This is a genomic window from Mesorhizobium sp. M0563 (genome assembly GCF_040321065.1).
In the GTDB taxonomy this organism is placed as follows: Bacteria; Pseudomonadota; Alphaproteobacteria; order Rhizobiales; family Rhizobiaceae; genus Mesorhizobium.
On the sequence record NZ_JAMYQV010000005.1, the window covers coordinates 44,949 to 65,363 of the forward strand.

Annotated in this window: 19 protein-coding genes; 16 read left to right on the forward strand and 3 right to left on the reverse strand. The window is 62.7% G+C overall.

What is annotated here, in order from left to right:
* The first annotated feature begins 15 nt into the window (after positions 1-15).
* The 3 genes from NKI50_RS09190 to nadE are packed head-to-tail and all read left to right on the forward strand — an operon-like array spanning position 16 to position 2,853.
* Positions 16-279 carry an acyl carrier protein gene (locus NKI50_RS09190; protein WP_156948004.1) on the forward strand — a complete coding sequence of 88 codons (264 nt, stop codon included), beginning with the start codon at positions 16-18 and terminating at the stop codon, positions 277-279.
* Between the two features lie 22 nt (positions 280-301).
* The gene (locus NKI50_RS09195) at positions 302-1,849 is read left to right on the forward strand and encodes a class I adenylate-forming enzyme family protein (RefSeq protein ID WP_352483697.1); all 1,548 of its coding nucleotides are present in this window, start codon (positions 302-304) and stop codon (positions 1,847-1,849) included.
* The gene (gene nadE, locus NKI50_RS09200; protein ID WP_352483696.1) at positions 1,846-2,853 is read left to right on the forward strand and encodes an NAD(+) synthase; all 1,008 of its coding nucleotides are present in this window, start codon (positions 1,846-1,848) and stop codon (positions 2,851-2,853) included. The genes NKI50_RS09195 and nadE overlap by 4 nt, the downstream gene beginning before the upstream one ends.
* A 54-nt stretch (positions 2,854-2,907) precedes the next feature.
* On the opposite strand, the gene NKI50_RS09205 is transcribed toward nadE, so the two are convergent.
* Positions 2,908-4,023, reverse strand: a complete 1,116-nt coding sequence (locus NKI50_RS09205; protein WP_352716273.1) for a hypothetical protein — start codon at positions 4,021-4,023, stop codon at positions 2,908-2,910.
* A 517-nt stretch (positions 4,024-4,540) separates the two neighbouring features.
* Here NKI50_RS09205 and NKI50_RS09210 point away from each other — a divergent pair.
* The 13 genes from NKI50_RS09210 to NKI50_RS09270 all read left to right on the forward strand — a co-directional run bounded on the left by NKI50_RS09210 (position 4,541) and on the right by NKI50_RS09270 (position 18,516).
* A complete protein-coding gene (locus tag NKI50_RS09210) occupies positions 4,541-5,668 on the forward strand; it encodes a transporter substrate-binding protein (RefSeq protein ID WP_023716954.1) in 1,128 nt (375 codons plus the stop codon).
* Complete coding sequence (locus NKI50_RS09215; RefSeq protein WP_023716955.1) at positions 5,665-6,267, forward strand: ANTAR domain-containing response regulator; 603 nt, start codon at positions 5,665-5,667, stop codon at positions 6,265-6,267. Before NKI50_RS09210 ends, NKI50_RS09215 begins: the two co-directional genes overlap by 4 nt.
* Positions 6,268-6,286: 19 nt before the next feature.
* Complete coding sequence (locus tag NKI50_RS09220) at positions 6,287-7,153, forward strand: ABC transporter permease (RefSeq protein WP_352716411.1); 867 nt, start codon at positions 6,287-6,289, stop codon at positions 7,151-7,153.
* Complete coding sequence (locus NKI50_RS09225) at positions 7,150-8,070, forward strand: ABC transporter permease (RefSeq protein ID WP_352547582.1); 921 nt, start codon at positions 7,150-7,152, stop codon at positions 8,068-8,070. Before NKI50_RS09220 ends, NKI50_RS09225 begins: the two co-directional genes overlap by 4 nt.
* A 32-nt stretch (positions 8,071-8,102) precedes the next feature.
* Positions 8,103-9,746: an ABC transporter substrate-binding protein gene (locus NKI50_RS09230; protein WP_352483692.1), complete on the forward strand. Its 1,644-nt coding sequence runs from the start codon at positions 8,103-8,105 to the stop codon at positions 9,744-9,746.
* Positions 9,736-10,680: an acetamidase/formamidase family protein gene (locus tag NKI50_RS09235; protein WP_352716276.1), complete on the forward strand. Its 945-nt coding sequence runs from the start codon at positions 9,736-9,738 to the stop codon at positions 10,678-10,680. Before NKI50_RS09230 ends, NKI50_RS09235 begins: the two co-directional genes overlap by 11 nt.
* Positions 10,677-12,473 (forward strand): ABC transporter ATP-binding protein, encoded by a 1,797-nt coding sequence (locus tag NKI50_RS09240; protein WP_023716960.1) that lies wholly within the window; start codon positions 10,677-10,679, stop codon positions 12,471-12,473. The genes NKI50_RS09235 and NKI50_RS09240 overlap by 4 nt, the downstream gene beginning before the upstream one ends.
* Before the next feature lie 202 nt (positions 12,474-12,675).
* Positions 12,676-13,560 (forward strand): dihydrodipicolinate synthase family protein, encoded by an 885-nt coding sequence (locus tag NKI50_RS09245; RefSeq protein ID WP_352716278.1) that lies wholly within the window; start codon positions 12,676-12,678, stop codon positions 13,558-13,560.
* A gap of 39 nt (positions 13,561-13,599) precedes the next feature.
* Positions 13,600-14,259 carry a GntR family transcriptional regulator gene (locus NKI50_RS09250; RefSeq protein WP_023716963.1) on the forward strand — a complete coding sequence of 220 codons (660 nt, stop codon included), beginning with the start codon at positions 13,600-13,602 and terminating at the stop codon, positions 14,257-14,259.
* A 61-nt stretch (positions 14,260-14,320) separates the two neighbouring features.
* Complete coding sequence (locus NKI50_RS09255; RefSeq protein WP_023716964.1) at positions 14,321-15,658, forward strand: extracellular solute-binding protein; 1,338 nt, start codon at positions 14,321-14,323, stop codon at positions 15,656-15,658.
* A 35-nt stretch (positions 15,659-15,693) separates the two neighbouring features.
* Positions 15,694-16,596 carry a carbohydrate ABC transporter permease gene (locus NKI50_RS09260; protein WP_245274609.1) on the forward strand — a complete coding sequence of 301 codons (903 nt, stop codon included), beginning with the start codon at positions 15,694-15,696 and terminating at the stop codon, positions 16,594-16,596.
* Entirely contained in the window at positions 16,597-17,418 is an 822-nt protein-coding gene (locus NKI50_RS09265) for a carbohydrate ABC transporter permease (protein ID WP_023674179.1), read from the forward strand.
* A 39-nt stretch (positions 17,419-17,457) separates the two neighbouring features.
* Positions 17,458-18,516: an ABC transporter ATP-binding protein gene (locus tag NKI50_RS09270; protein ID WP_023716965.1), complete on the forward strand. Its 1,059-nt coding sequence runs from the start codon at positions 17,458-17,460 to the stop codon at positions 18,514-18,516.
* A 30-nt stretch (positions 18,517-18,546) separates the two neighbouring features.
* On the opposite strand, the gene NKI50_RS09275 is transcribed toward NKI50_RS09270, so the two are convergent.
* Positions 18,547-19,620: a Gfo/Idh/MocA family protein gene (locus tag NKI50_RS09275; protein ID WP_502900353.1), complete on the reverse strand. Its 1,074-nt coding sequence runs from the start codon at positions 19,618-19,620 to the stop codon at positions 18,547-18,549.
* A 60-nt stretch (positions 19,621-19,680) separates the two neighbouring features.
* Positions 19,681-20,337: a GntR family transcriptional regulator gene (locus NKI50_RS09280; RefSeq protein WP_352716283.1), complete on the reverse strand. Its 657-nt coding sequence runs from the start codon at positions 20,335-20,337 to the stop codon at positions 19,681-19,683.
* Between the last annotated feature and the right edge of the window lie 78 nt (positions 20,338-20,415).

Consider the following 20,415-nt stretch of genomic DNA (forward strand, 5'->3'; position numbering starts at 1 on the left):
TCGAGGGAAGAAAACATCATGGTAACAATCAAGGACAAGGTCAAAACCTTTATCGTCGACAACTTCCTGTTCGGCGACTCGTCCTACGAGCTTGCAGACACGGCATCACTGATCGAGAACGACATCATCGACTCGACGGCCGTGCTGGAACTCGTAGCTTTCATTGAGGATGATTTCGGCATCGCGATGGTCGATACCGACATCGTACCGGCCAATCTGGATTCAATTGACCGTATCTCCGCCTTCATCAAGGCGAAAGCAGAAGCGCTGGCAGCGTAGGCGCAATTGGCGAGGAGCGTCCGTGCGGATCGAACATTTTCTGGCTGCCAAGGCCGCTGCCCATCCAGCCAAAACGGCATTGATCACGGAGCACAAAAGGCTGTGTTACGAAGAGCTGGACGATCTCTCAAGCCGCCTGGCCGCCGCCCTTTTCACGAATGGCGTCAGGCGCGACGACCGCGTCCTGATCTTCATGGACAATTGCTGGGAGGCTGCGGTTTCGATTTTCGCAGTTCTTAAGGCAGGCGCGACTTTCAGTCCGATCAACGCATCTACCAAGGCCGAAAAGCTTGCCTACATCATCGCCGATTGCGACGCAGCTGCGATCCTTACGCAAGCAAAACTGATGCCCTTGGTCGCCGAGGCGTCCGGATCCTCCGGCAAGACCGGCATCTTCGTGGCTTCCACCCTTGGTGCGGATAACCAATGCCCGGCAGGCGCCACATCCCTGGCGGATTGCTTGACGTTCCAAGCCAGGGAGATTGACCACCGCGGCATTGACGTCGATCTTGCGATGTTGATCTACACCTCGGGCTCGACCGGCCGGCCCAAGGGCGTGATGATGACGCACCGCAATTGCGACGCGGCGGCCGACTCAATCACCACCTATCTGCGCAATTCGCCGGACGACATCATCTTGAATGTTCTGCCCCTGGCTTTCGACTACGGGCTCTATCAGTTGCTGATGGCTGTCAGGCTCGGCGCCACGCTCGTGCTCGAGAAGTCCTTCGCTTTTCCCCAGGCGGTCTTTGAACGTATCCGCCAGGAAGGCGTCACCGGTCTTCCGCTCGTGCCCACGATGGCAGCGATGATCCTGCAGATGCGTGACCTGGCGCCGGGCTTCCTGCCCAGCCTTCGCTATATTTCCAACACGGCGGCTGCCTTGCCGCCGGCTCACATAGAACGCCTGCGGTTTCTTTTCCCCGATGTCAGGCTCTATTCGATGTATGGCCTGACGGAATGCAAGCGCTGCACCTATCTGCCACCCGAGGAACTCGACCACCGGCCGGGGTCGGTCGGGATAGCCATTCCGAACACCGAGGCCTTTGTCGTCGACGACTACGGGCAACGAGTGCCGCCGGGCGTAGCAGGTGAGTTGGTCATTCGCGGGCCGCACGTCATGCAGGGTTATTGGCGAAACGAAGCTGCGACGGCACAAGCCCTTCGCCCAGGTCCGAATCCTTGGGAGATGGTTCTCTACACCGGCGATCTGTTCCGGGCCGATGAGGAAGGCTTTCTTTATTTCGTCGGCCGCAAGGACGACATCATAAAGTCGCGGGGGGAGAAAGTCGCGCCCAAGGAAGTGGAAGCCGTGCTTCACGCGCATCCGGGCATCGCGGAAGCAGTGGTTGTCGGTGTGCCGGATCCCGTGCTCGGGCATGCGATCGGTGCACTCATCGTACGGTCCGACCCGGCGCTTAGCGAAAAGGATATCATTCGTCATTGTGCACGCCACCTTGAGGACTTTATGGTCCCCAGGGTCATCGAGTTCCGCCGGGAACTGCCGAAGACCGATACCGGCAAGGTCAGTCGTCGGCTTGCGGCAGAAACCATGGAGGCCGCTCAATGAATGTTCGCCCCGCCAAGGACGCGCGGACCTTTCTGGCGCAGGCTCTGGCGATCGACCTGGCCGCCGAAACGGACCGTGTCGTAACGGCTTTGCGCCAGCAGTTGCGCGGGTTTCGCAAGCGGGGCCTTGTGCTCGGTCTTTCGGGCGGGATCGATTCGAGCGTGTCGGTCGCGTTGGCCGCGCGAGCCGTCGGACCGCGGAATGTGCTTTGCCTGTTCATGCCGGAAAGCGATTCCGATCCCGAAAGTCTGCGGCTCGGCCGCCTCGTCGCCGAAACTTTTGGCGTCGAGGCTATCGTAGAGGATATCGGGCCGACCCTGAGCGCGATGGGCTGCTACCAGCGTCGCGACGCCTTTATCCGCGAATTGGTCCCGGAATACGCCGAAGGCTGGGCCTCGAAGATCGTGATCGCGAACGCCCTCGAGGGCAAGGGCTACAATATCTCATCCCTAGTGGTGCAGGATCCGGAAGGCAAGCAGACGAAACTGAGAATGCCGTTGCCTGTCTATCTTGGTATCGTCGCCGCCACCAACATGAAACAGCGCACCCGCAAGCAGATCGAATACTATCACGCCGACCGCTTGAACTTCGCCGTCCTTGGAACGCCGAACCGGCTGGAATACGATCAGGGTTTCTTCGTGAAGAACGGTGACGGCGCAGCGGACGTCAAGCCGATCGCGCACCTCTATAAAACGCAGGTCTATGCGCTGGCGGCCCATCTCGGTGTTCCGGAGGAAATCCGGAACCGGCCGCCGACCACCGATACCTACTCGCTGGCGCAGACCCAGGAGGAGTTCTACTTCTCGCTTCCTTATGACCGTATGGATATTTGCCTTTACGGCCTCAACAACGGCGTGGCGGCTGAGCTGGTGGGGCAGGCGGCGGGGTTGGCCGCCTCACAAGTGGAACGCGTCTGGGCCGATATCATCGCCAAACGCAAGGCGACGCGTTATCTGCACCAGCGTCCGCAACTCGTTGATGAAGTCGAGGAAATCGGCACCTGAACCGCCTCGAAACCGGGCCACGGATGGGCGGTTCGATTTGAACGTGTCCCGACTCTAGCTGAAACGGCTCCCGATCAGCCGGCTCCACTGCTCGCCCGCAAGACCGTTCAGGAAGACTTGCGAGTTCTTCATGGCGTCCAACAGCTCTGGATCACGTGAATGCACCACCGTTGAGGCAACGGTCAGGAAAGCGATGCGTCGTCCAAGCATCGCCCCCAGAAGTGCAGGTTGAACACGTCCGCGCAGGCCGCTGACGCCGCGCGCGGCGGCATGATCGATAAGGCAGTCTATCACCGAGCCCGCCTGGCCGGGGAGGGCGAGGATCTGCAGCACGCGACCAATTTGATACTTCCGTGCGTAATAGGCGAAAGCGCCGACATTGTTGCCGACTGGCGATGTCACGCAACCGAAGACAAGCTCGCCTAAATCCGGCTTCTGTGCCGCATCGGTCAGGATGTGGTCGAGTTGGCCTTCCGTCCAATCCGGGCGCAGGGCGAATTGAGCGGTAAACGGCTCGATGAGCTTGGCAAATGTGTGGCTGTCGATTTCGGATATCCGAAATGCTCCGTGGCCTGCCCCTTCCACCGCCACACCTGACCAGCGTCGTTCGCTGGGCGTCATCCTCCTGCAATAAAATCGGTCGACGGCACGCGCCAACGGATTGAGCATTCGGGCAAGCGTCAGGCGATTGGCGGAAAGGCTGAGCATGAAGGCCGCGGGGCGCATCACGCGGACCCAGTCAAGGCTGTATTGCGGCAGGACCGCGCCGCGCAGCCGGGTCCACAATTTCACGGAGATATCGTTGGCCGTCTCGCTGAAGGAGATGTCCTGCGGACCATCAAGGTATGCTTTCAGCAAGCGGGCGCCGGCCAGCGGATCGTGCTCATGGTCCTCGACCATGAGCGAGCTACAGATGGCGGCGCGTAGTTGTCGGCCGTTGAACGTCATCGGCAGCACGTGGACACCGACAAATCCGGAGACGCGACCGGCGTCGTTGACATGGACAAGCGACCGGAGGTCGCCGCCGCAACCGGGCGCATCCAGATAAAACCGTCTCATGTATTCGACGAGAGAGGCCGGCGCTTTCGTCCCTTCCTTCAGCAGCACGCGCTGAAACATGTCCGCGACTGCCGGGAGGTCGGCGCCTTGCAAGGCGCGAATGATGCTCAAGCCCGGCTCCCGGCACCGAAGTCCCGTCCGCCGAGCTTCCGGGCCAAGGCGACACGAGGCACGAGAACATCGGACGCGAGTTCCAACTCGACGCCCATGAAGCCGTGCAACCTCGACCAGTTGCGGTCGCCCCGGTGACTGAACGGAGTGCTGAATTGCTGCGGCAAGGTGGACCCTTTGCTTGACCGACGAAAACCGGCGTCATTGCTGCTAGCAGATTCAGGTAAACCGATATTAAAGTCGTTGCTTTGAATGGTAGCGAACCAGGTTGTCCGGCCTCATACCTGGACATCAGCAATTTTGGTTCCCGGCGGACTCTACACGACCAGCGGCATGAGTTGCGTGCTCCGCGTCGAACCGTTTCGGCTGGCCAAAGTTTCGTGTGGCGGCTCTTGACTGGGGGCGCGGGCGTAATACGGTGAGACAAATACCGGCTCTGGCCGCCGGGCGGCAAGAATGCCTCGTATGCCTCGCCTTGCGGCGGTGGCTGCGGGGCATTGTCATTTTGAGGCTTTGCTTGAAACGGCATATCGAGATCGGCATTCTCTATTCGCGGTCCGGCAACTACCGGCTGGTGTCCGAATCCTGCCGTGCGGGCGCGATGAACGCCATCGCCGACGTCAACGCCGATCCCGTTGTCCCCTTCGAATTCATCCCGGTCGAGCGCGACCCGCAGGGCAACATCGATCGGTATGCAAGCGGCTGCGCGGACATTCTCGCCAACAGCGGCGCGCGTCACATCATTGGCTGCGTCACCTCGTGGAGCCGCAAGGAGGTCATTCCAATCCTGGAAAGGGCAGGCGGCACGCTGTGGTATGCCTGCCCGTACGAGGGCTTCGAAGCCAATGAGCATGTCGTCTACACCCACGCCTGCCCCAATCAGCATCTCGTACCGCTACTTGCCTATGTCGTGCCTCGTTTCGGCGCCGACGGCTTCCTGCTCGGTTCCAACTACATCTGGGGTTGGGAGACCAACCGTGTGGCGCGCGACCTGATTGCGGACGCCGGCGGCAAGGTGCTGGGCGAACGCTATCTGCCGCTTGGCGAGGTCGATGTTGCGAGGCTGATCGCGGAGGTACAGGCGACGAGACCTGATTTCATTCTGAACAATCTCATCGGCCCTTCTTCCTATGCGTTTATCGCCGCCTATGCCGAGCTTGGCCGGCGCGACCCGCATTTCAGGCCGGAGCGTTGCCCGATCCTGTCCTGCAATCTCACGGAATGCGAATTGCCGGCGCTCAACGGGGCAGGGGATGGTCATCTTTCCGTTGGGCCCTATTTTCACGACACCTCGGGGGCGGATCGCGGAGCGGCTTCAGTGTCTTCCGTCATGCCTGCCTCATCCTTCGAGGCGGCGGCTTATGCCTCGGTGCGCACGCTCGCCGAGATCCTCACCCGCAACCCCGGTGCACAATGGACGGACCTGCCCAAGGTCTTTGCCGGAACATCATTTCGAACACCGCTGGGCGACATCGCCATCGATCCGCAAACCCAGCACGCTACCTTGCCGGTGCAGATCGGACGTATCGATGGGACATCGTTCAAAACGGTCACGCTGACGAAGGGCGTGGCACCCGATCCCTACCTTTCCCGCTATGACCGGACGGAGACGTTCGGGCGGCCACGCCTGCGGGTGGTGTCGTGAGCAAGATGGCGCGTATCCCGAACCTTGGAGGCGCCAGGGCTTTTGTCCTGCATCGTCCACATCCGACCGTGCAGGCGATCACAAGGCAATTGTCGGCCATCGGCCTTGAGGCGATTGGCTTCTGGCCGGAACTGCCGGCCGAAGCCTTGGCGGCGGACTTCGTTTTCTTCGACGTAGACCTCGGCTTTGACGAGCAATTTCCGTGGAAGCCGGGCGAGGCACCGATGCCGCTGATAGCGCTGATCGGCTCCGAGGCGCCGGGGCGTGTCGAATGGGCACTGTCGCACAAGGCCGATGCCCAATTGCTGAAACCGGTCGGCAACGCCGGCGTCTATAGCGCGCTTTTGATCGCAAGGCAGAGTTTCGAGGCGCGCAAGCTTCTGGCCAGCGAGATCGCCTCGCTTCGTCAGCGGGTCGCGGAGCGCCAGACCATCGTACGCGCGGTGGAGGTCTTGTCGAAGGGCGCCGAGGACGGCCGTGCCTATGCGCAGCTTCGCTCGCTGGCGATGAGCTGGCAAATCAGCGTCGAGGACGCCGCGCGCAGGATCGTGGCGATGACACAAGAAGAAGGCGACGATGACCAATCCGATCGCGCCTGAGCTTTCAGCCGCGGGGCGTATGCCAGCCAAGCCTCGCGCCGGCGTCTGGCGACGTCTGCTAAAACGGCCTCTCGCATTGCTCGGCCTCGGGATTATTGCCCTTCTCTTGGCCGGCGCCATTCTTGCACCGTGGCTGACAGGCTACGATCCGAACGAGCAGATGTTTGACGGGCTCACGCTTGAAGGCGCGCCACTGCCGCCGGGAGCCCAATTCTGGCTAGGCACCGACCTGCTTGGCCGCGACCTGCTGACCCGTCTTCTCTTCGGCGCGCGCACGTCGCTGATCATCGGCATCGTCGCCAATGGCGTGGCGCTTCTGATCGGCACGCTGGTCGGCATCACGGCCGGCTATTTCCGCGGCTGGATCGGCAGCGCGCTTATGCGCTTCACCGATTTGATGATGGCTTTCCCGGCGCTGCTGCTCGCCATCTGCCTGGCGGCGGTGCTCCAGCCGAGCCTGTGGATCGTCGCTATGGTGATCGCATTGGTGAACTGGGTGCAGACCGCCCGCGTCATCTACACCGAGACAAGTTCGCTCTCCGAGCGCGAGTTCATCGATGCTGAGCGCACCATCGGCGCAAGCGCTCCACGCATCCTGTTTCGTCATATCCTGCCGCACCTTTTGCCGACGATCATCGTCTGGGGCACGCTCGGCATCTCGACCACGGTGCTTCTGGAAGCGACGCTCAGCTATCTCGGCATCGGCGTGCAACCGCCGACTGCTTCCTGGGGCAACATCATCTTCGAAAACCAAACCTATTTTCAGGCAGCGCCCTGGCTGGTTTTCTTTCCGGGTGCGGCGATCCTGGCGCTAGCGCTAGCCTTTAACCTAGTCGGCGATGCGTTGCGCGACATTCTCGATCCGACGCAAAGGGGGCGAAGATGATCGCCTATCTCGGCCGCCGCGTTGTCCAGTCCGTGCTCATCTTGCTCGGCGTCTCTCTGATCACCTTTGCGCTGCTCTATCTGCTACCCGCCGATCCCGTCCGCCAGATCGCCGGCCGCAGCGCCACGCCCGAGACGGTCGAGAACATCCGCCGGCAGCTCGGCCTCGACCAGCCCTTTGTCGTCCAGTATTGGCACTATCTGATCAGCCTGCTCAGCGGCGATCTGGGGCGCTCCTACATTCAGCGCTCGGAGGTCACGGAGCTGATCGTCTCGCGGCTGCCGGCAAGCCTGCTGCTGATGGTCGGCGCCATTACTTGCGAAGTCGTGATCGGGCTTACGATGGGCCTCATCGCCGCCGTCAAGCGCGGCACCGCCACCGACCAGTCGCTGATGGTCGCCTCCTTCGTCGGCGTCTCGGCGCCGCAATTCGTTGTCGGCCTGCTGCTGCTTTATGTGTTCGCGGTGCGGCTCGGTTGGTTCCCGATCGGCGGTTACGGCACTTGGCGCCATCTGGTGCTGCCGTCGCTGACCATGGGAATTCTCGGCGCAGGCTGGTACGCCCGCATGATGCGCTCGTCGATGATCGACGTGCTGCGCCAGGATTACGTGCGTACCGCGCGTGCCAAGGGTCTTGCACGCAGCGCCATTATCTTCCGGCACGCGCTGCCCAACGCCATCCTGCCGGTCATTGCCATGATCGGCATCGACATCGGCATCTTCATGGGCGGCATCGTGGTTGTCGAAAGCGTGTTCGGCTGGCCAGGCATCGGCCAGCTAGCCTGGCAGGCCATTCAGCGCATCGACATTCCGATCATCATGGGGGTCACCCTGGTTTCGGCCTTTGCCATCGTGCTCGGCAATCTCCTGGCCGACACTGTCGCACCGTTCATCGATCCACGCATCAAGCTCAGATGAAAACCAAGAACACCAGAGAAAGGGAACATGACATGAGAAAATATCTGATATCGACCGTGGCGGCATCGGCGCTTGCGCTGGTGCTTGGCATGACGAGCGTACGCGCCGAAGACGCCGTCGATCCGAATGCCAAGCAGGGCGGCGCGATCACCATTACCTACAAGGACGACGTCGCTACGCTCGATCCGGCCATCGGCTATGACTGGCAGAACTGGTCGATGATCAAGAGCCTGTTCGACGGGCTGATGGACTACGAGCCGGGCACCACCAACCTGCGGCCCGACCTTGCCGAGAGCTACGAGATTGCGCCCGACGGCAAGACCTTCACCTTCAAGCTGCGCCAAGGAGTGAAGTTCCACAATGGCCGTGAGATGACCGCCGACGACGTGAAATATTCGCTCGACCGGGTCACCAATCCAAAGACACAGAGCCCTGGTGCCGGCTTCTTCGGGTCGATCAAAGGCTATGACGATGTCGCTGCCGGCAAGGCGGAAAGCCTGGCCGGCATAACCGTCGTCGATCCCTACACGATCAAGTTCGAGCTGACCCGGCCCGACGCCACCTTCCTGCATGTCATGGCGATCAACTTCTCGCATGTCGTGCCGAAGGAAGAGGTCGAAAAATATGGCGCGGACTTCGGCAAGCACCCGGTCGGAACCGGCGCCTTCAAGCTCGCCGAATGGACGCTCGGCCAGCGCGTGGTCTTCGAGCGCAACCCGGACTACTGGCACAAGGACCTGCCGCATCTCGACAAGATCACCTTTGAGATCGGCCAGGAGCCGATAGTGGCGCTGCTGCGGCTGCAGAAAGGCGAGATCGACGTTCCCGGCGACGGCATTCCGCCAGCGAAATTCCAGGAGGTGATGGCCGATCCCGAGCAGAAGGCCCGTGTCGTCGAGGGCGGCCAGTTGCACACCGGCTATATCACCATGAATACCACCATGGCGCCGTTCGACAATCTGAAGGTGCGGCAGGCGGTCAACATGGCGATCAACAAGGACCGCATCGTCCAGCTGATCAACAACCGTGCGGTGCCGGCCAATCAGCCATTGCCGCCGTCGATGCCTGGCTACGACAAAGAATTCAAGGGCTATCCCTATGACGTAGCCAAGGCCAAGGCCTTGCTTGCCGAGGCGGGGCATCCCGGTGGTTTTGACACGCAGCTGTTTGCAATGAATACCGATCCCAACCCGCGTATCGCGCAGGCCATCCAGCAGGATCTGGCGGCGGTCGGCATTAAGGCCAGCATCCAGTCGCTCGCGCAGGCCAACGTCATCGCCGCCGGCGGCGACAAGGCCGGTGCGCCGATGATCTGGTCCGGCGGCATGGCCTGGATCGCCGACTTCCCCGATCCGTCGAACTTCTACGGCCCGATCCTCGGCTGCGCTGGTGCCGTCCCGGGCGGCTGGAACTGGTCGTGGTATTGCAACAAGGAGCTCGACGCCAAGGCGGCCGAAGCCGACTCCATCGTCGACCCGGCCAAGGCTGGCGAACGCGCCAAGATGTGGAGCGAGATCTACGGCAAGATCATGGACGACGCGCCCTGGGCACCGGTGTTCAACGAGCAGCGTTTCACCATGAAATCAACCCGCATGGGTGGCGCGGACAACCTCTATGTCGACCCGGTCCACATCCCGATCAACTACGACAATGTGTATGTGACCGATGTGCAATAACTGCGACTACACCATCCACGGGCGCCACCATCATTTCGGCTGGGACAATTCCTTTGTCCCGGCCGAACGGGTGGCGCCAGGGTCGACGATCGAGTTCCAGTGCCTGGACTCGTCCGGCGGGCAGCTGACGATGGAGAGCACCGTTGACGACGTTGCTTTGCTCGATTTTGCCAAGGTGAACCCGGTCACCGGGCCAATCTATGTCGACGGGGCAGAGCCCGGCGATGCCCTGAAAATCACCATCGAGGCGTTCAAGCCGTCCGGCTTCGGTTGGACAGCGAATATCCCGGGATTCGGTCTGTTGGCGGATGACTTCACTCAACCGGCACTGAATATCTGGAAGTACGACGCCGCCTCGCTCGAACCGGCGCTGTTCGGCAAGAGCGGCTGGGTGCCGCTCAAGCCCTTCGCCGGCACCATCGGCAATGCCCCGGCTGAGCCGGGTCTGCATTCGGTGGTCCCGCCGCGGCGGGTGGGCGGCAATCTGGACATCCGTGATCTCGCTGCCGGCACGGTGCTCTACCTGCCCGTAGAGGTCGCGGGAGCGTTGTTCTCGGTCGGTGACACGCACGCCGCGCAAGGCGACGGCGAGGTCTGCGGCACGGCCATCGAGAGCCCCATGAACGCCGTGCTGACGCTCGATCTGGTCAAGGATGCCCGGCTGCGGACGCCGCGTTTCACGACGCCCGGTCCGGTGTCGCGACATCTCGACGCCAAGGGCTATGAGGTGACAACCGGTATCGGGCCGGATCTGATGGACGGCGCCAGGAGCGCCGTCTCGCAGATGATAGACCTGCTCTCCGGCCGCTACCGCATGGATCCGGTAGACGCCTATATGCTTGTGTCGGTTTGCGGCGACCTGCGCATCAGCGAGATCGTCGACATGCCCAACTGGGTGGTTTCTTTCTACTTCCCGCGCTGCGTCTTTGAATGAAGGTGGAGGACATCAAACGATCCGGGCAGGCCGCCGCGGAGAGTGGCTCTGTCAGGCCGGTACTCAGCGTCTCAGGTCTGAGCGTCGCCGTGCGCGGCGAAGAGGGCGACCGCGACGTCGTTTCCGACCTGACATTCGACCTGATGCGCGGCGAAACGCTTTGCATCGCCGGCGAGTCCGGTTCCGGCAAGTCGATGACGGCGCTGGCCATCATGGGCTTGCTGCCGCAGCCGGCGGCACGCATCAGATCAGGCTCCATCCGGCTCGGCGATCAGGATCTCGCGGCTCTTAGCGAGAGTGGTATGCGCCGCATCCGCGGCGACCGCATTGCCATGATCTTTCAGGAACCGATGACATCGCTCAATCCGGTTCTTTCCATCGGCCGGCAGCTCACGGAGGCGATCGAGGCACACGCCTCGCTGTCGCGCTCCAACTCGCGGCTGAGGGCGCTCGAGGCGCTGAAGGCAGTCCGAATTCCGGATGCCGAACGGCGGCTCGAGCACTATCCGCACGAACTCTCAGGCGGCATGCGCCAGCGTGTGATGATTGCCATGGCTCTGGCCCTGAACCCGGATGTGCTGATCGCCGATGAACCGACGACCGCCCTCGACGTCACCGTTCAGGGCGAGGTGCTGGAGTTGCTGCGTGACCTGCAGCGCGAGCACGGCACCAGTGTTATCCTGATCACGCACGACATGGGTGTCGTCGCCGAGATGGCGGACCGCGTTATCATCATGCGCGATGGCCGGATGGTCGAGCAGGGCAGCGCGACCGACATCTTCACCCGCCCGCAGGCAGATTATACGCGCGAGCTTCTGGCCGCCGTGCCACGCATCGGCGGCGGACGGCCGGCCGAAGACCGACAAGACGCCGCCCACATGCCGGCCGAGCTTGTATCCGTCAGCGATCTTCACGTCCGCTTCGACCTGCGCGGCGGCTTCTTCGGTCGCGTTGACCGCAGGGTGCACGCGGTCGAGGGCGTCAGTTTCTCGATCGCGCCGCACGAAACGCTGTCGCTGGTCGGCGAATCGGGCTGCGGCAAGTCGACGACGGCCAAGGCGATCGCCGGGCTGGTGCCCTACACCGGCAGCATTTCAATCGGCAGCCACGACTTGTCGGCGCTCAGCCGCAAGGAGCGCAAGGCTGTACGCCGCAATGTGCAGATGATCTTTCAGGATCCCTTCGCGTCCCTCGACCCGCGCATGCGAGTAGGCGATCTCGTCGCCGAGCCTCTGCTGATCCACGGCCTCGGCGACAAAGAGCAACGGCACGCCCAGATCGCCGCACTGTTCGAACGCGTCGGCCTCTCCGCTGACCAGATGGAGCGCTATCCCCACGAATTCTCCGGCGGGCAGCGCCAGCGAATCTGCGTTGCACGGGCGCTGGCGCTGCGACCAAAGCTGATCATTGCCGACGAGAGCGTCTCTGCTCTCGATGTGTCGGTGCAGGCGCGCGTGTTAAGATTGCTGAAGGAACTGCAGCGCGAATTCGGCGTCGCATATCTCTTCATCTCGCACGACATGGCGGTGGTAGAGAACATCTCCGATCGCGTGGCGGTAATGTATCTGGGGCAGATCGTCGAGATGGGCACCCGCGACCAGATCTTCTCCAACCCGCGCCATCCTTACACAAAGCGGCTGATCGAAGCCGTTCCGGTTCCCGATCCAGGCCGGCGCCGCGCCCGGTTCGCCCGTTTGGACAGCGAAATTCCAAGCGCTGTGCGGCGCATCGGTGACGAGCCCCGGAAACTCAAGCTTGAAGATGTTGGCGACGGCCACCTCGTCGCCACTTGATCAGCTTAGGCCGCCTCGTCCAGCCAATCCGCAGACGCTCCGGGACAGCAGCATATGTGATGCTCGGGCGGCAGGATGTGATCGGTGATGGCGCTGCCGCGGCAGCGCCAATCGGCGATGCCGAGTTGGCAAGATCGCCAGTTTACATCTGACATGTTAGCGTGCTAACGCTACGTGCACATTGATTTCAACGGAGATCGCATTGGCTTCCCGCTTTGGTCTTTCGGTTGCCTTAGCCACACCCTTCGACCCGTCGGGGCAGATAGCGCTCGCGCCGATGATCGCGCACGCCCGAGCCTGCCTTGGCGCCGGCTGCAGCAGCGCGACGCTGTTCGGCACCACCGGGGAAGGAGCCTCGGTGGGCACCGACGAGCGGCGGATCGTCACCGAAGCCATGTTGGCGGCCGGTATACCGGCACATCAGCTCGTCGCCGGCGTGCTGGTCGATGCAATCGAAGATGCCGCCGATCAGGCTCGGCACGCTTTGCAGCGCGGCGTTCGCAACATTCTGCTCGCTCCGCCGAGCTACTTCAAGAATGTCGGCGAGAACGGGCTGTTCGGATGGTTTTCCGCCGTCTTCGCCGCACTCGGCCCGCTGGCGCGTGATGTGCTCCTCTATAACATCCCCTCTGTCACCATGGTGCCGCTCCCGCTTGGGCTGATCGGCCGGTTGCGCGCCGCCTTTCCCGCTGTGGTGGCCGGGGTGAAGGATTCCGGCGGGGACTGGAGCTACAGTGAGGCGCTGCTTGAAGCGCATGGCGATCTGGTGATCCTGATCGGCGACGAACGGCATCTGGCGAGAAGCGTGCGCCGCGGCGGACAGGGTGCGATTTCCGGCATGGCTAATTTTGTTACCGGCGAAATCCTCGCAATGGTCGAAGACGGCCGCGACGACCCACGCGTCGAGGACTTCGTGCTCGAATTGCTCAAATACCCGGTCACACCGGCGGTGAAGGTCATGGTCGCGCGCACGACCGGCGACGAGCGCTGGCTGGCGGTCCGCCCGCCCCTGGAGGTGATCGGCCCACAAGGACGGCGGCAGCTTGGCGCGGCCTACGACAGGCTGTTTGCGACAGAGGCGGCCTGACCGACAAGGCCGGGCTGGCCGACAAGGAAGCGAGCTGAAGTGGAAGACGGCAGCGAACCGATCACTCTCCGGGAGAAAGCCTATGCCAGCTTCACGCGGCATTTGCTGGCCCGTGATCTGCGGCCGGGGCAGTTCGTGTCACAGCGCGAACTGGTCGCTTTCACCGGGCTGCCGCTGGGCGCTATTCGCGAGATCGTCCCGCGTCTCGAGGCCGAGGGATTGCTGACCACCATCCCGCAGCGCGGCATGCAAATCGCGCACATCGACATCAATCTGATCCGCGAGGCCTTTCAGTTTCGGCTATTCATGGAACGCGAGGCGGTGGCGCTATTCACGGCCAGCGCTTCAGATGCCGAACTTGCCCGCATGCGGCGCGAACACGAGGAGATGCTGGCTCAAGCTCTGGGGCAGGCGCCGACGCCGGAAATGGAAGCCAAGGCCCAGACCATCGACTGGGCCATGCACGATACCTTTATCAATGCGCTGGGCAACGAGATCATCGCCAAGGCCTATCTGGTCAACTCGGTGAAAATCCGGCTGATCCACCAGGAGCGTTTCCGCATCGACGGTCGCGTGGTGCCGGTGATGCGCGAACATTTGGCGGTCATCGAAGCCATGGAGAGCCGCAATTCGCAAAAGGCGGTTGAAGCGATCAGTCTGCATATCGACAATGCGCGCCGGCTGGCGCTCCAGATCTGAGGAAATATAGCCGCGCCGCGGTTCGCGGCGCATCCACAACGACAGCAACCGGGAGGAAGAAATGTCGTCCAATCTGTTCAACCCAACCAGGAGGCAACTCCTTGCCGGAACCGCGGCGCTCACCGCCGCCGGCCTTGTGGGGCTCCGCCCTAGCTTTGCCGCAGGCGTCGACTGGAAACGCTTTGCCGGGACGACGCTTGACGTCAATCTGGTGAAAAGCCCGCGCAGCGACACCATCCTGAAATATCTCGCCGAGTTCGAGGAACTGACCGGCATCAAGGTCAATGCCGAGGCCACGCCCGAGCAGCAGCAGCGCCAGAAGACGGTGATCGAATTGAGCTCGGGCAAGCCCAGCTTCGACGTCGTGCATCTGAGCTACCACGTGCAAAAGCGCCAGTTCGAGAAAGGTGGCTGGCTGGCTGACATCGCCGGCTACCTCGCCGACCCGTCGCTCACCGACCCGGGGTTGGTCGAAAGCGACTTCGCCGAGGCCGGCATGCTGTTTGCCAAGGACGGCCAGGGCGTGCTGCGCTCGCTACCCTTCTCGGTGGACTACTGGATACTCTATTGGAACAAGGAGCTGTTCGAGGCCAAGGGCCTCAAATACCCCGAGACCTTCGAGCAACTGGTGGCCGCCGCCGAAGCGCTGACCGACCCGTCGACCAATACATACGGCTTCGTCGCCCGCGGGCTCAAGAACGCAAATACGCCGGTGTGGACATCGCTGATGCTCGGCTACGACATGACGCCGCTCGACGACAAGGGCAAGCTGCGCACCGAGGCTCCCGAGGCGATCGAGGCTGCCGCGCTCTATCAAAGATTGATGACCAAGTCCGCCCCTCCGGGCGTCACCGGGTTCAATTGGGCCGAAGCACAGTCTGCCTTCCTGCAAGGCAAGATCGGCATGTGGCTCGACGGCGTGGGTTTTGCACCGCCGATGGAAAACCCGGAAAAATCGAGGGTGGTCGGCAAGGTCGGCTACGGCGTCATGCCCAAGGGTCCCAAGGCGCATGCCTCGGGCACCTTTGGCGACGGGATTGGCGTTACCGCCGCCAGCGAGAAGAAGGAGGCCGCCTATCTGTTCTGCCAGTGGGCGGTATCGCCAGCCATGGGCGCGAGGCTGTTGCAGGCCGGCGCCGGCGTTCCGTTCCGCAAATCCGTGCTGGAGGATCCCAAGGTGCGCGAAGGCGTCACTATGCCGGCAAGCTGGCTTGATGCCGTGATCGGCTCAGGCAATATCAGCCGGCTGGCGCTGCCGGTCATCATTCCCGTCACCGAATTCCGCGACATCTATGGCGTGGCGCTGACCAACATGATTGCCGGCGCCGATCCCGCCGCCGAGCTGAAGAAGGCCACCGAGCAGTTCCAGCCGGTTCTCGACAGGAGCGAGCAGGGCTGATGTCGGCCACCACTCCAGAACAGACCGGGGTGACGATGCCGGTTATCGACGGGAGCCAGACGATCCGGCTGGCTCCCAACTACTGGCCTTTCGTTGTCCCCGCACTCGTCGTCGTTGGCGCCGTCATCGTTTTTCCTTGGGCTTTCACGCTTTGGATGAGCGTCAACCGCTGGACGCTCGGCCAGTCGCGGAGCTTTGCCGGGATGGAGAACTACCTCCGCCTGGCAAGCGACCCACGTTTCTGGGAATCCCTTGTTCATACGTTGACCTACACCTTCCTCTCGGTTGCAGCGCCGATGCTCCTGGGCACCCTGGCCGCCCTGATCTTCGACGCCAGGTTTCCGCTGCGCGGTCTGCTGCGCGGCGTCTTCGTCATGCCGATGATGGCGACGCCCGTTGCTGTGGCACTGGTTTGGACCATGATGTTCCATCCTCAGCTCGGCGTACTCAACTACTTGCTGTCGCTGGTCGGCATCCCGGCTCAGGAATGGATATTCAATGCCAACACGGTCATCCCGTCGCTGGTTGCGGTCGAGACCTGGCAGTGGACGCCGCTGGTCATGCTGATTGTGCTGGGTGGGCTGGCTTCGGTGCCGCGCGAGCCCTTCGAAAGCGCCGAGATCGACGGCGCCAATGCCTGGCAGCAATTCCGCTATCTCACTTTGCCGATGATCGCACCGTTCCTGATGATCGCGGTCATCATCCGCACCATCGATGCGCTGAAGAGCTTCGACATCATCTACGCGATGACCCAGGGCGGGCCGGGCACGGCCTCGGAAACCATCAACATCTATCTCTACAACACCGCCTTCTCCTACTACGATATCGGTTACGGTTCGGCCATGGCCGTGGTGTTCTTCATTGTCATCGTGGCCCTGTCTTTTGTCCTGCTGATGCTGCGCCAACGCTCGCAGTGGATCGATACGGAGGGCAAATAGATGAGTTCACGGCTGCTCAACCAGATCGGTCTGTTTTTCGCTGCCCTGGTTTTCGTCTCGCCGGCGATCCTGTTCTTCCTCTGGATGATCTCGCTGTCGCTGAAGTTCGAAATCGACAACGGTGCCTATCCGCCGATCCTGATCCCCGAACGTTTCGCCTGGTCGAACTATGTAAAGGTGTTCGAGGAGAACAATTTCCTGCTCTATCTCTGGAATTCGGTTCTGGTGACCGGCACGGCGACCTTGCTGGCGCTGCTGATCGGCGTACCGGCCGGCTATGGCATCGCGCGGCTCAAGGCCGAGCGATCCGCCGTCGTCATCATGATCGCCCGCATGACGCCTGGGCTATCCTATCTCATCCCGCTGTTTCTGCTGTTCCAATGGATCGGGATTCTCGGCACGCTCTGGCCGCAGATCATCATCCACCTGGTGGTGACGGTGCCGATCGTGGTCTGGGTGATGATCGGCTATTTCGAGACCACGCCGATGGAACTGGAAGAGGCAGCCAATATCGACGGCGCCAGCTCCTGGCAGGTTTTCCGGCTGGTTGCCCTGCCCATCGCCAAGCCGGGCATCGTCGTCGCCTTCATCCTGTCCGTGATCTTCTCGTGGAACAATTTCGTCTTCGGCGTGGTGCTCGCCAGCCGGGAGACGCGCACATTGCCGGTCGCCGTCTACAACATGCTGTCCTACGAGCAGGTCAGCTGGGGGCCGCTCGCCGCGGCGGCGCTGGTGGTGACGCTGCCGGTGCTGATCCTGACCATGTTCGCGCAAAGGCAGATCGTCGCGGGGTTGACCGCCGGCGCCGTCAAGGGCGGCTGAGGCGCGTCCGGACATCACTTTTTTTCCAGGAAAGATCCAATGGCATCGGTAACGATCAACAACGTGCAGAAGGCCTTCGGGGCCACCAAGATTATTCACGACGTCAGTGTCGATATCGCCGACGGCGAGTTCGTCATCCTGGTCGGCCCGTCGGGATGCGGAAAGTCGACGCTGCTGCGCATGATTGCCGGACTTGAAACGATCTCGGGCGGGAGGATCGCAATCGGCGAGCGCATGGTCAACAATCTGCGGGCGCGAGACCGGAACATCGCGATGGTGTTCCAGAACTATGCGCTCTATCCGCATATGACTGTGGCCGACAATATGGGCTTTGCCCTGAAGATCAAGAAAGCCGACCCGGCCGACACCGCTGGCCGGGTCCGGAAGGCAGCCGGCATTCTTGGCCTGGAAAAGCTGCTTGACCGCTATCCGCGCCAGCTTTCCGGCGGCCAACGCCAGCGCGTCGCCATGGGCCGCGCGATCGTACGCGACCCGCAGGTTTTTCTGTTCGACGAGCCGCTCTCCAACCTCGACGCCAAGTTGCGCGTCCAGATGCGCGGCGAGATCAAGGCCCTGCACCAGCGGCTGGGTACCACGACGATCTATGTCACGCACGACCAGATCGAGGCCATGACCATGGCCGACAAGATCGTCGTGCTGCATGACGGCCTGGTCGAGCAGATCGGCGCGCCGCTTGACCTCTACGACCATCCCGCCAATCTCTTCGTTGCCGGTTTCATCGGCTCGCCCGCGATGAACTTCATCGCCGGCCGCATCGAGGAGGGCGTGTTCCGCAGCGCCGGCGGGTTGATCCTGCCGTTGCCGGAAGGCACCCAGCCGGCGGATGCCGCAGGACGTGAACTCGTCTACGGCATTCGCCCGGAACATATCCGGGCAACCGGGCAGGGCATGCCGGGCACGGTCACTCTTCTCGAGGCGACTGGCTCCGAAATCTTCGCCAGGGTCGACTGCTCCGGTGAAGAAATCTCCTGCCTCTTCCGAGAGCGGCTTGCGCTCAAGCAAGGCGAAGGGGTGCGGATCGAGATCGACCGCGCATGTGCGCATCTGTTCGACGCAGCAACCGGTCGGCGCATCTGACCCTATGGTCTGGTGAATGCGTGGTCGGCCTCAGGTCGGCAACGCGAATTCAACGGCAAGTTCGATGGCGCGGCCTTCGCGGGCCGATCTCTGGGCGGCGAGACCCATGACGACGGCCCACCAGCCGTCTTGCAAGGTCACTTCCACTTTGCCTTGTCCGCGCACCGCAGCGGTGAAGCGGACATGCTCGAAATAGGTCGAACCGTTATGGTCGCCTGCCTCGAGCAGCCGGGGGTCGACGGGAATCTCCAGCAGGCGTGGTCCAGGCGGATTGCGCGGGCTGACGATCAACTGGGGCACTGGCGCAGGGCCAAGGTGGGTCGGCCAGAAGCGACCGGGACCCGGCACCAGACATTCGATCTTTCCGTCGCCGCCGACAGCGCAGAGTTCCTCCTGGTAGCGGCTGCCCTCGGCGAACATGCAGAGTTCCAGCATGGCGCGCGCACCGCTCGCGAAATCAACCAGCACATAGCCATGGTCAAGGATATCCGGCCTCTCACCGCCGTAGCGTTCGTCGAGATGGTTTACGGCCTGTCCAGCGCTCGCCATCACGCGGACGGGGTCGGATCCGAGGATCAGCCGCATCAGGTCGAAGAAGTGGCAGCACTTCTCGACGAATGTGCCGCCGGTGTTGCGGTTGAAGCGGTTCCAGTCGCCGACCTTGGCCAGAAACGGGAAGCGGTGCTCGCGGACCGTCAGCATGCGGATGCCGCCGGTGGCGTGGCGGGCCTGCTCGACGAATGCGGCGACGGGCGGCATATAGCGGTATTCCATGGCCACCCAGACGAGCGGAAGCCGAGCTTTCAGCGCCGCGATCCGCCCCTCGCCACCGGCGTCGGTGAAGAGCGGCTTTTCCACCAGCACCGGCAGTGGTCGAAGTGCGGCGATCTGCTCCATGTGACCGAGGTGCTGGTGGTTGGGGCTGGCAATCAAGACGCAGTCTACCTCGTCCATGGCCAGCAGTTCGGCGATCGATGCCGCCGATCGCGCGCCCGACGCCGTCGCCAGCGACGCCGCCAACATGCCGGGGTCCGGCTCGAAGATCGCGGCCACATGCGCGTCGGGCAACAGAGCGATGTTGCGGATGTGCTCGCGGCCCATCATGCCGCAGCCGATGATGCCGTAGCCGATCGATGATCTGGTCACGCTGCGACTTCCTCCGGCCTATCTGAAACGCGTGACGTAGCGCGCCGCGCCCGGATCGAACCAGCTGCGGGAATATTCCGCGCTGGCGCCGTCGCCAGCCCAGGCGATACGTTCAATGAAACCCACGACCGTCCCCGGCGGTGGCCTGAACTCGAGCGGGACCCAGTCCGGCGCGGGTGCGACGGCAACATGGTCTTCGGCCCGAACGATCGTAAAGCCGAGCGCGAGCCGGTAGTGGAGATAGAGGGATTCCGACAGGTCCTCGCGCTTGAGCCGCTCGGCGCGGCTGACGTCGAGCCAGATCTCCTCGACCGCGGCCGGCTCGCCGTCGAGCCGCCGCAGCCGGCGTATACGGTGGGCTTCGCCGGCGCTGCCGAATTGCGGCAGGTCGGCGGGCTTGGGCAGCCGCTCGACGGACAGCACGTCGGCGCTCGGCAGGCCGCCACCGCCGATGCGCTCCAGGCGAAAGAAGGCATAGATCCCGAGCAAGTCGCCGCGCGCTCGCACATAGTTACCCGAGCCCTGGATGCGGTCGAGAAGGCCCTTTTCGGTCAAATCTGCCAGCGCGCGCCTGAGCGTGCCGACGGCAATCCCGAGGCTCGCGGCCATCTCGCGCTCGGGCGGCAGCCGCGCCCCGTCGGCCAGCCGTCCGGCCGCGATTTCGCGGATCAGCATTTCGCTGGTCTGCAAGTGCACAGGCAAGGGCCCGCGCATCTGGCTGGATCGGTGGCCGGGGTCCGCCCTTGTCAAATG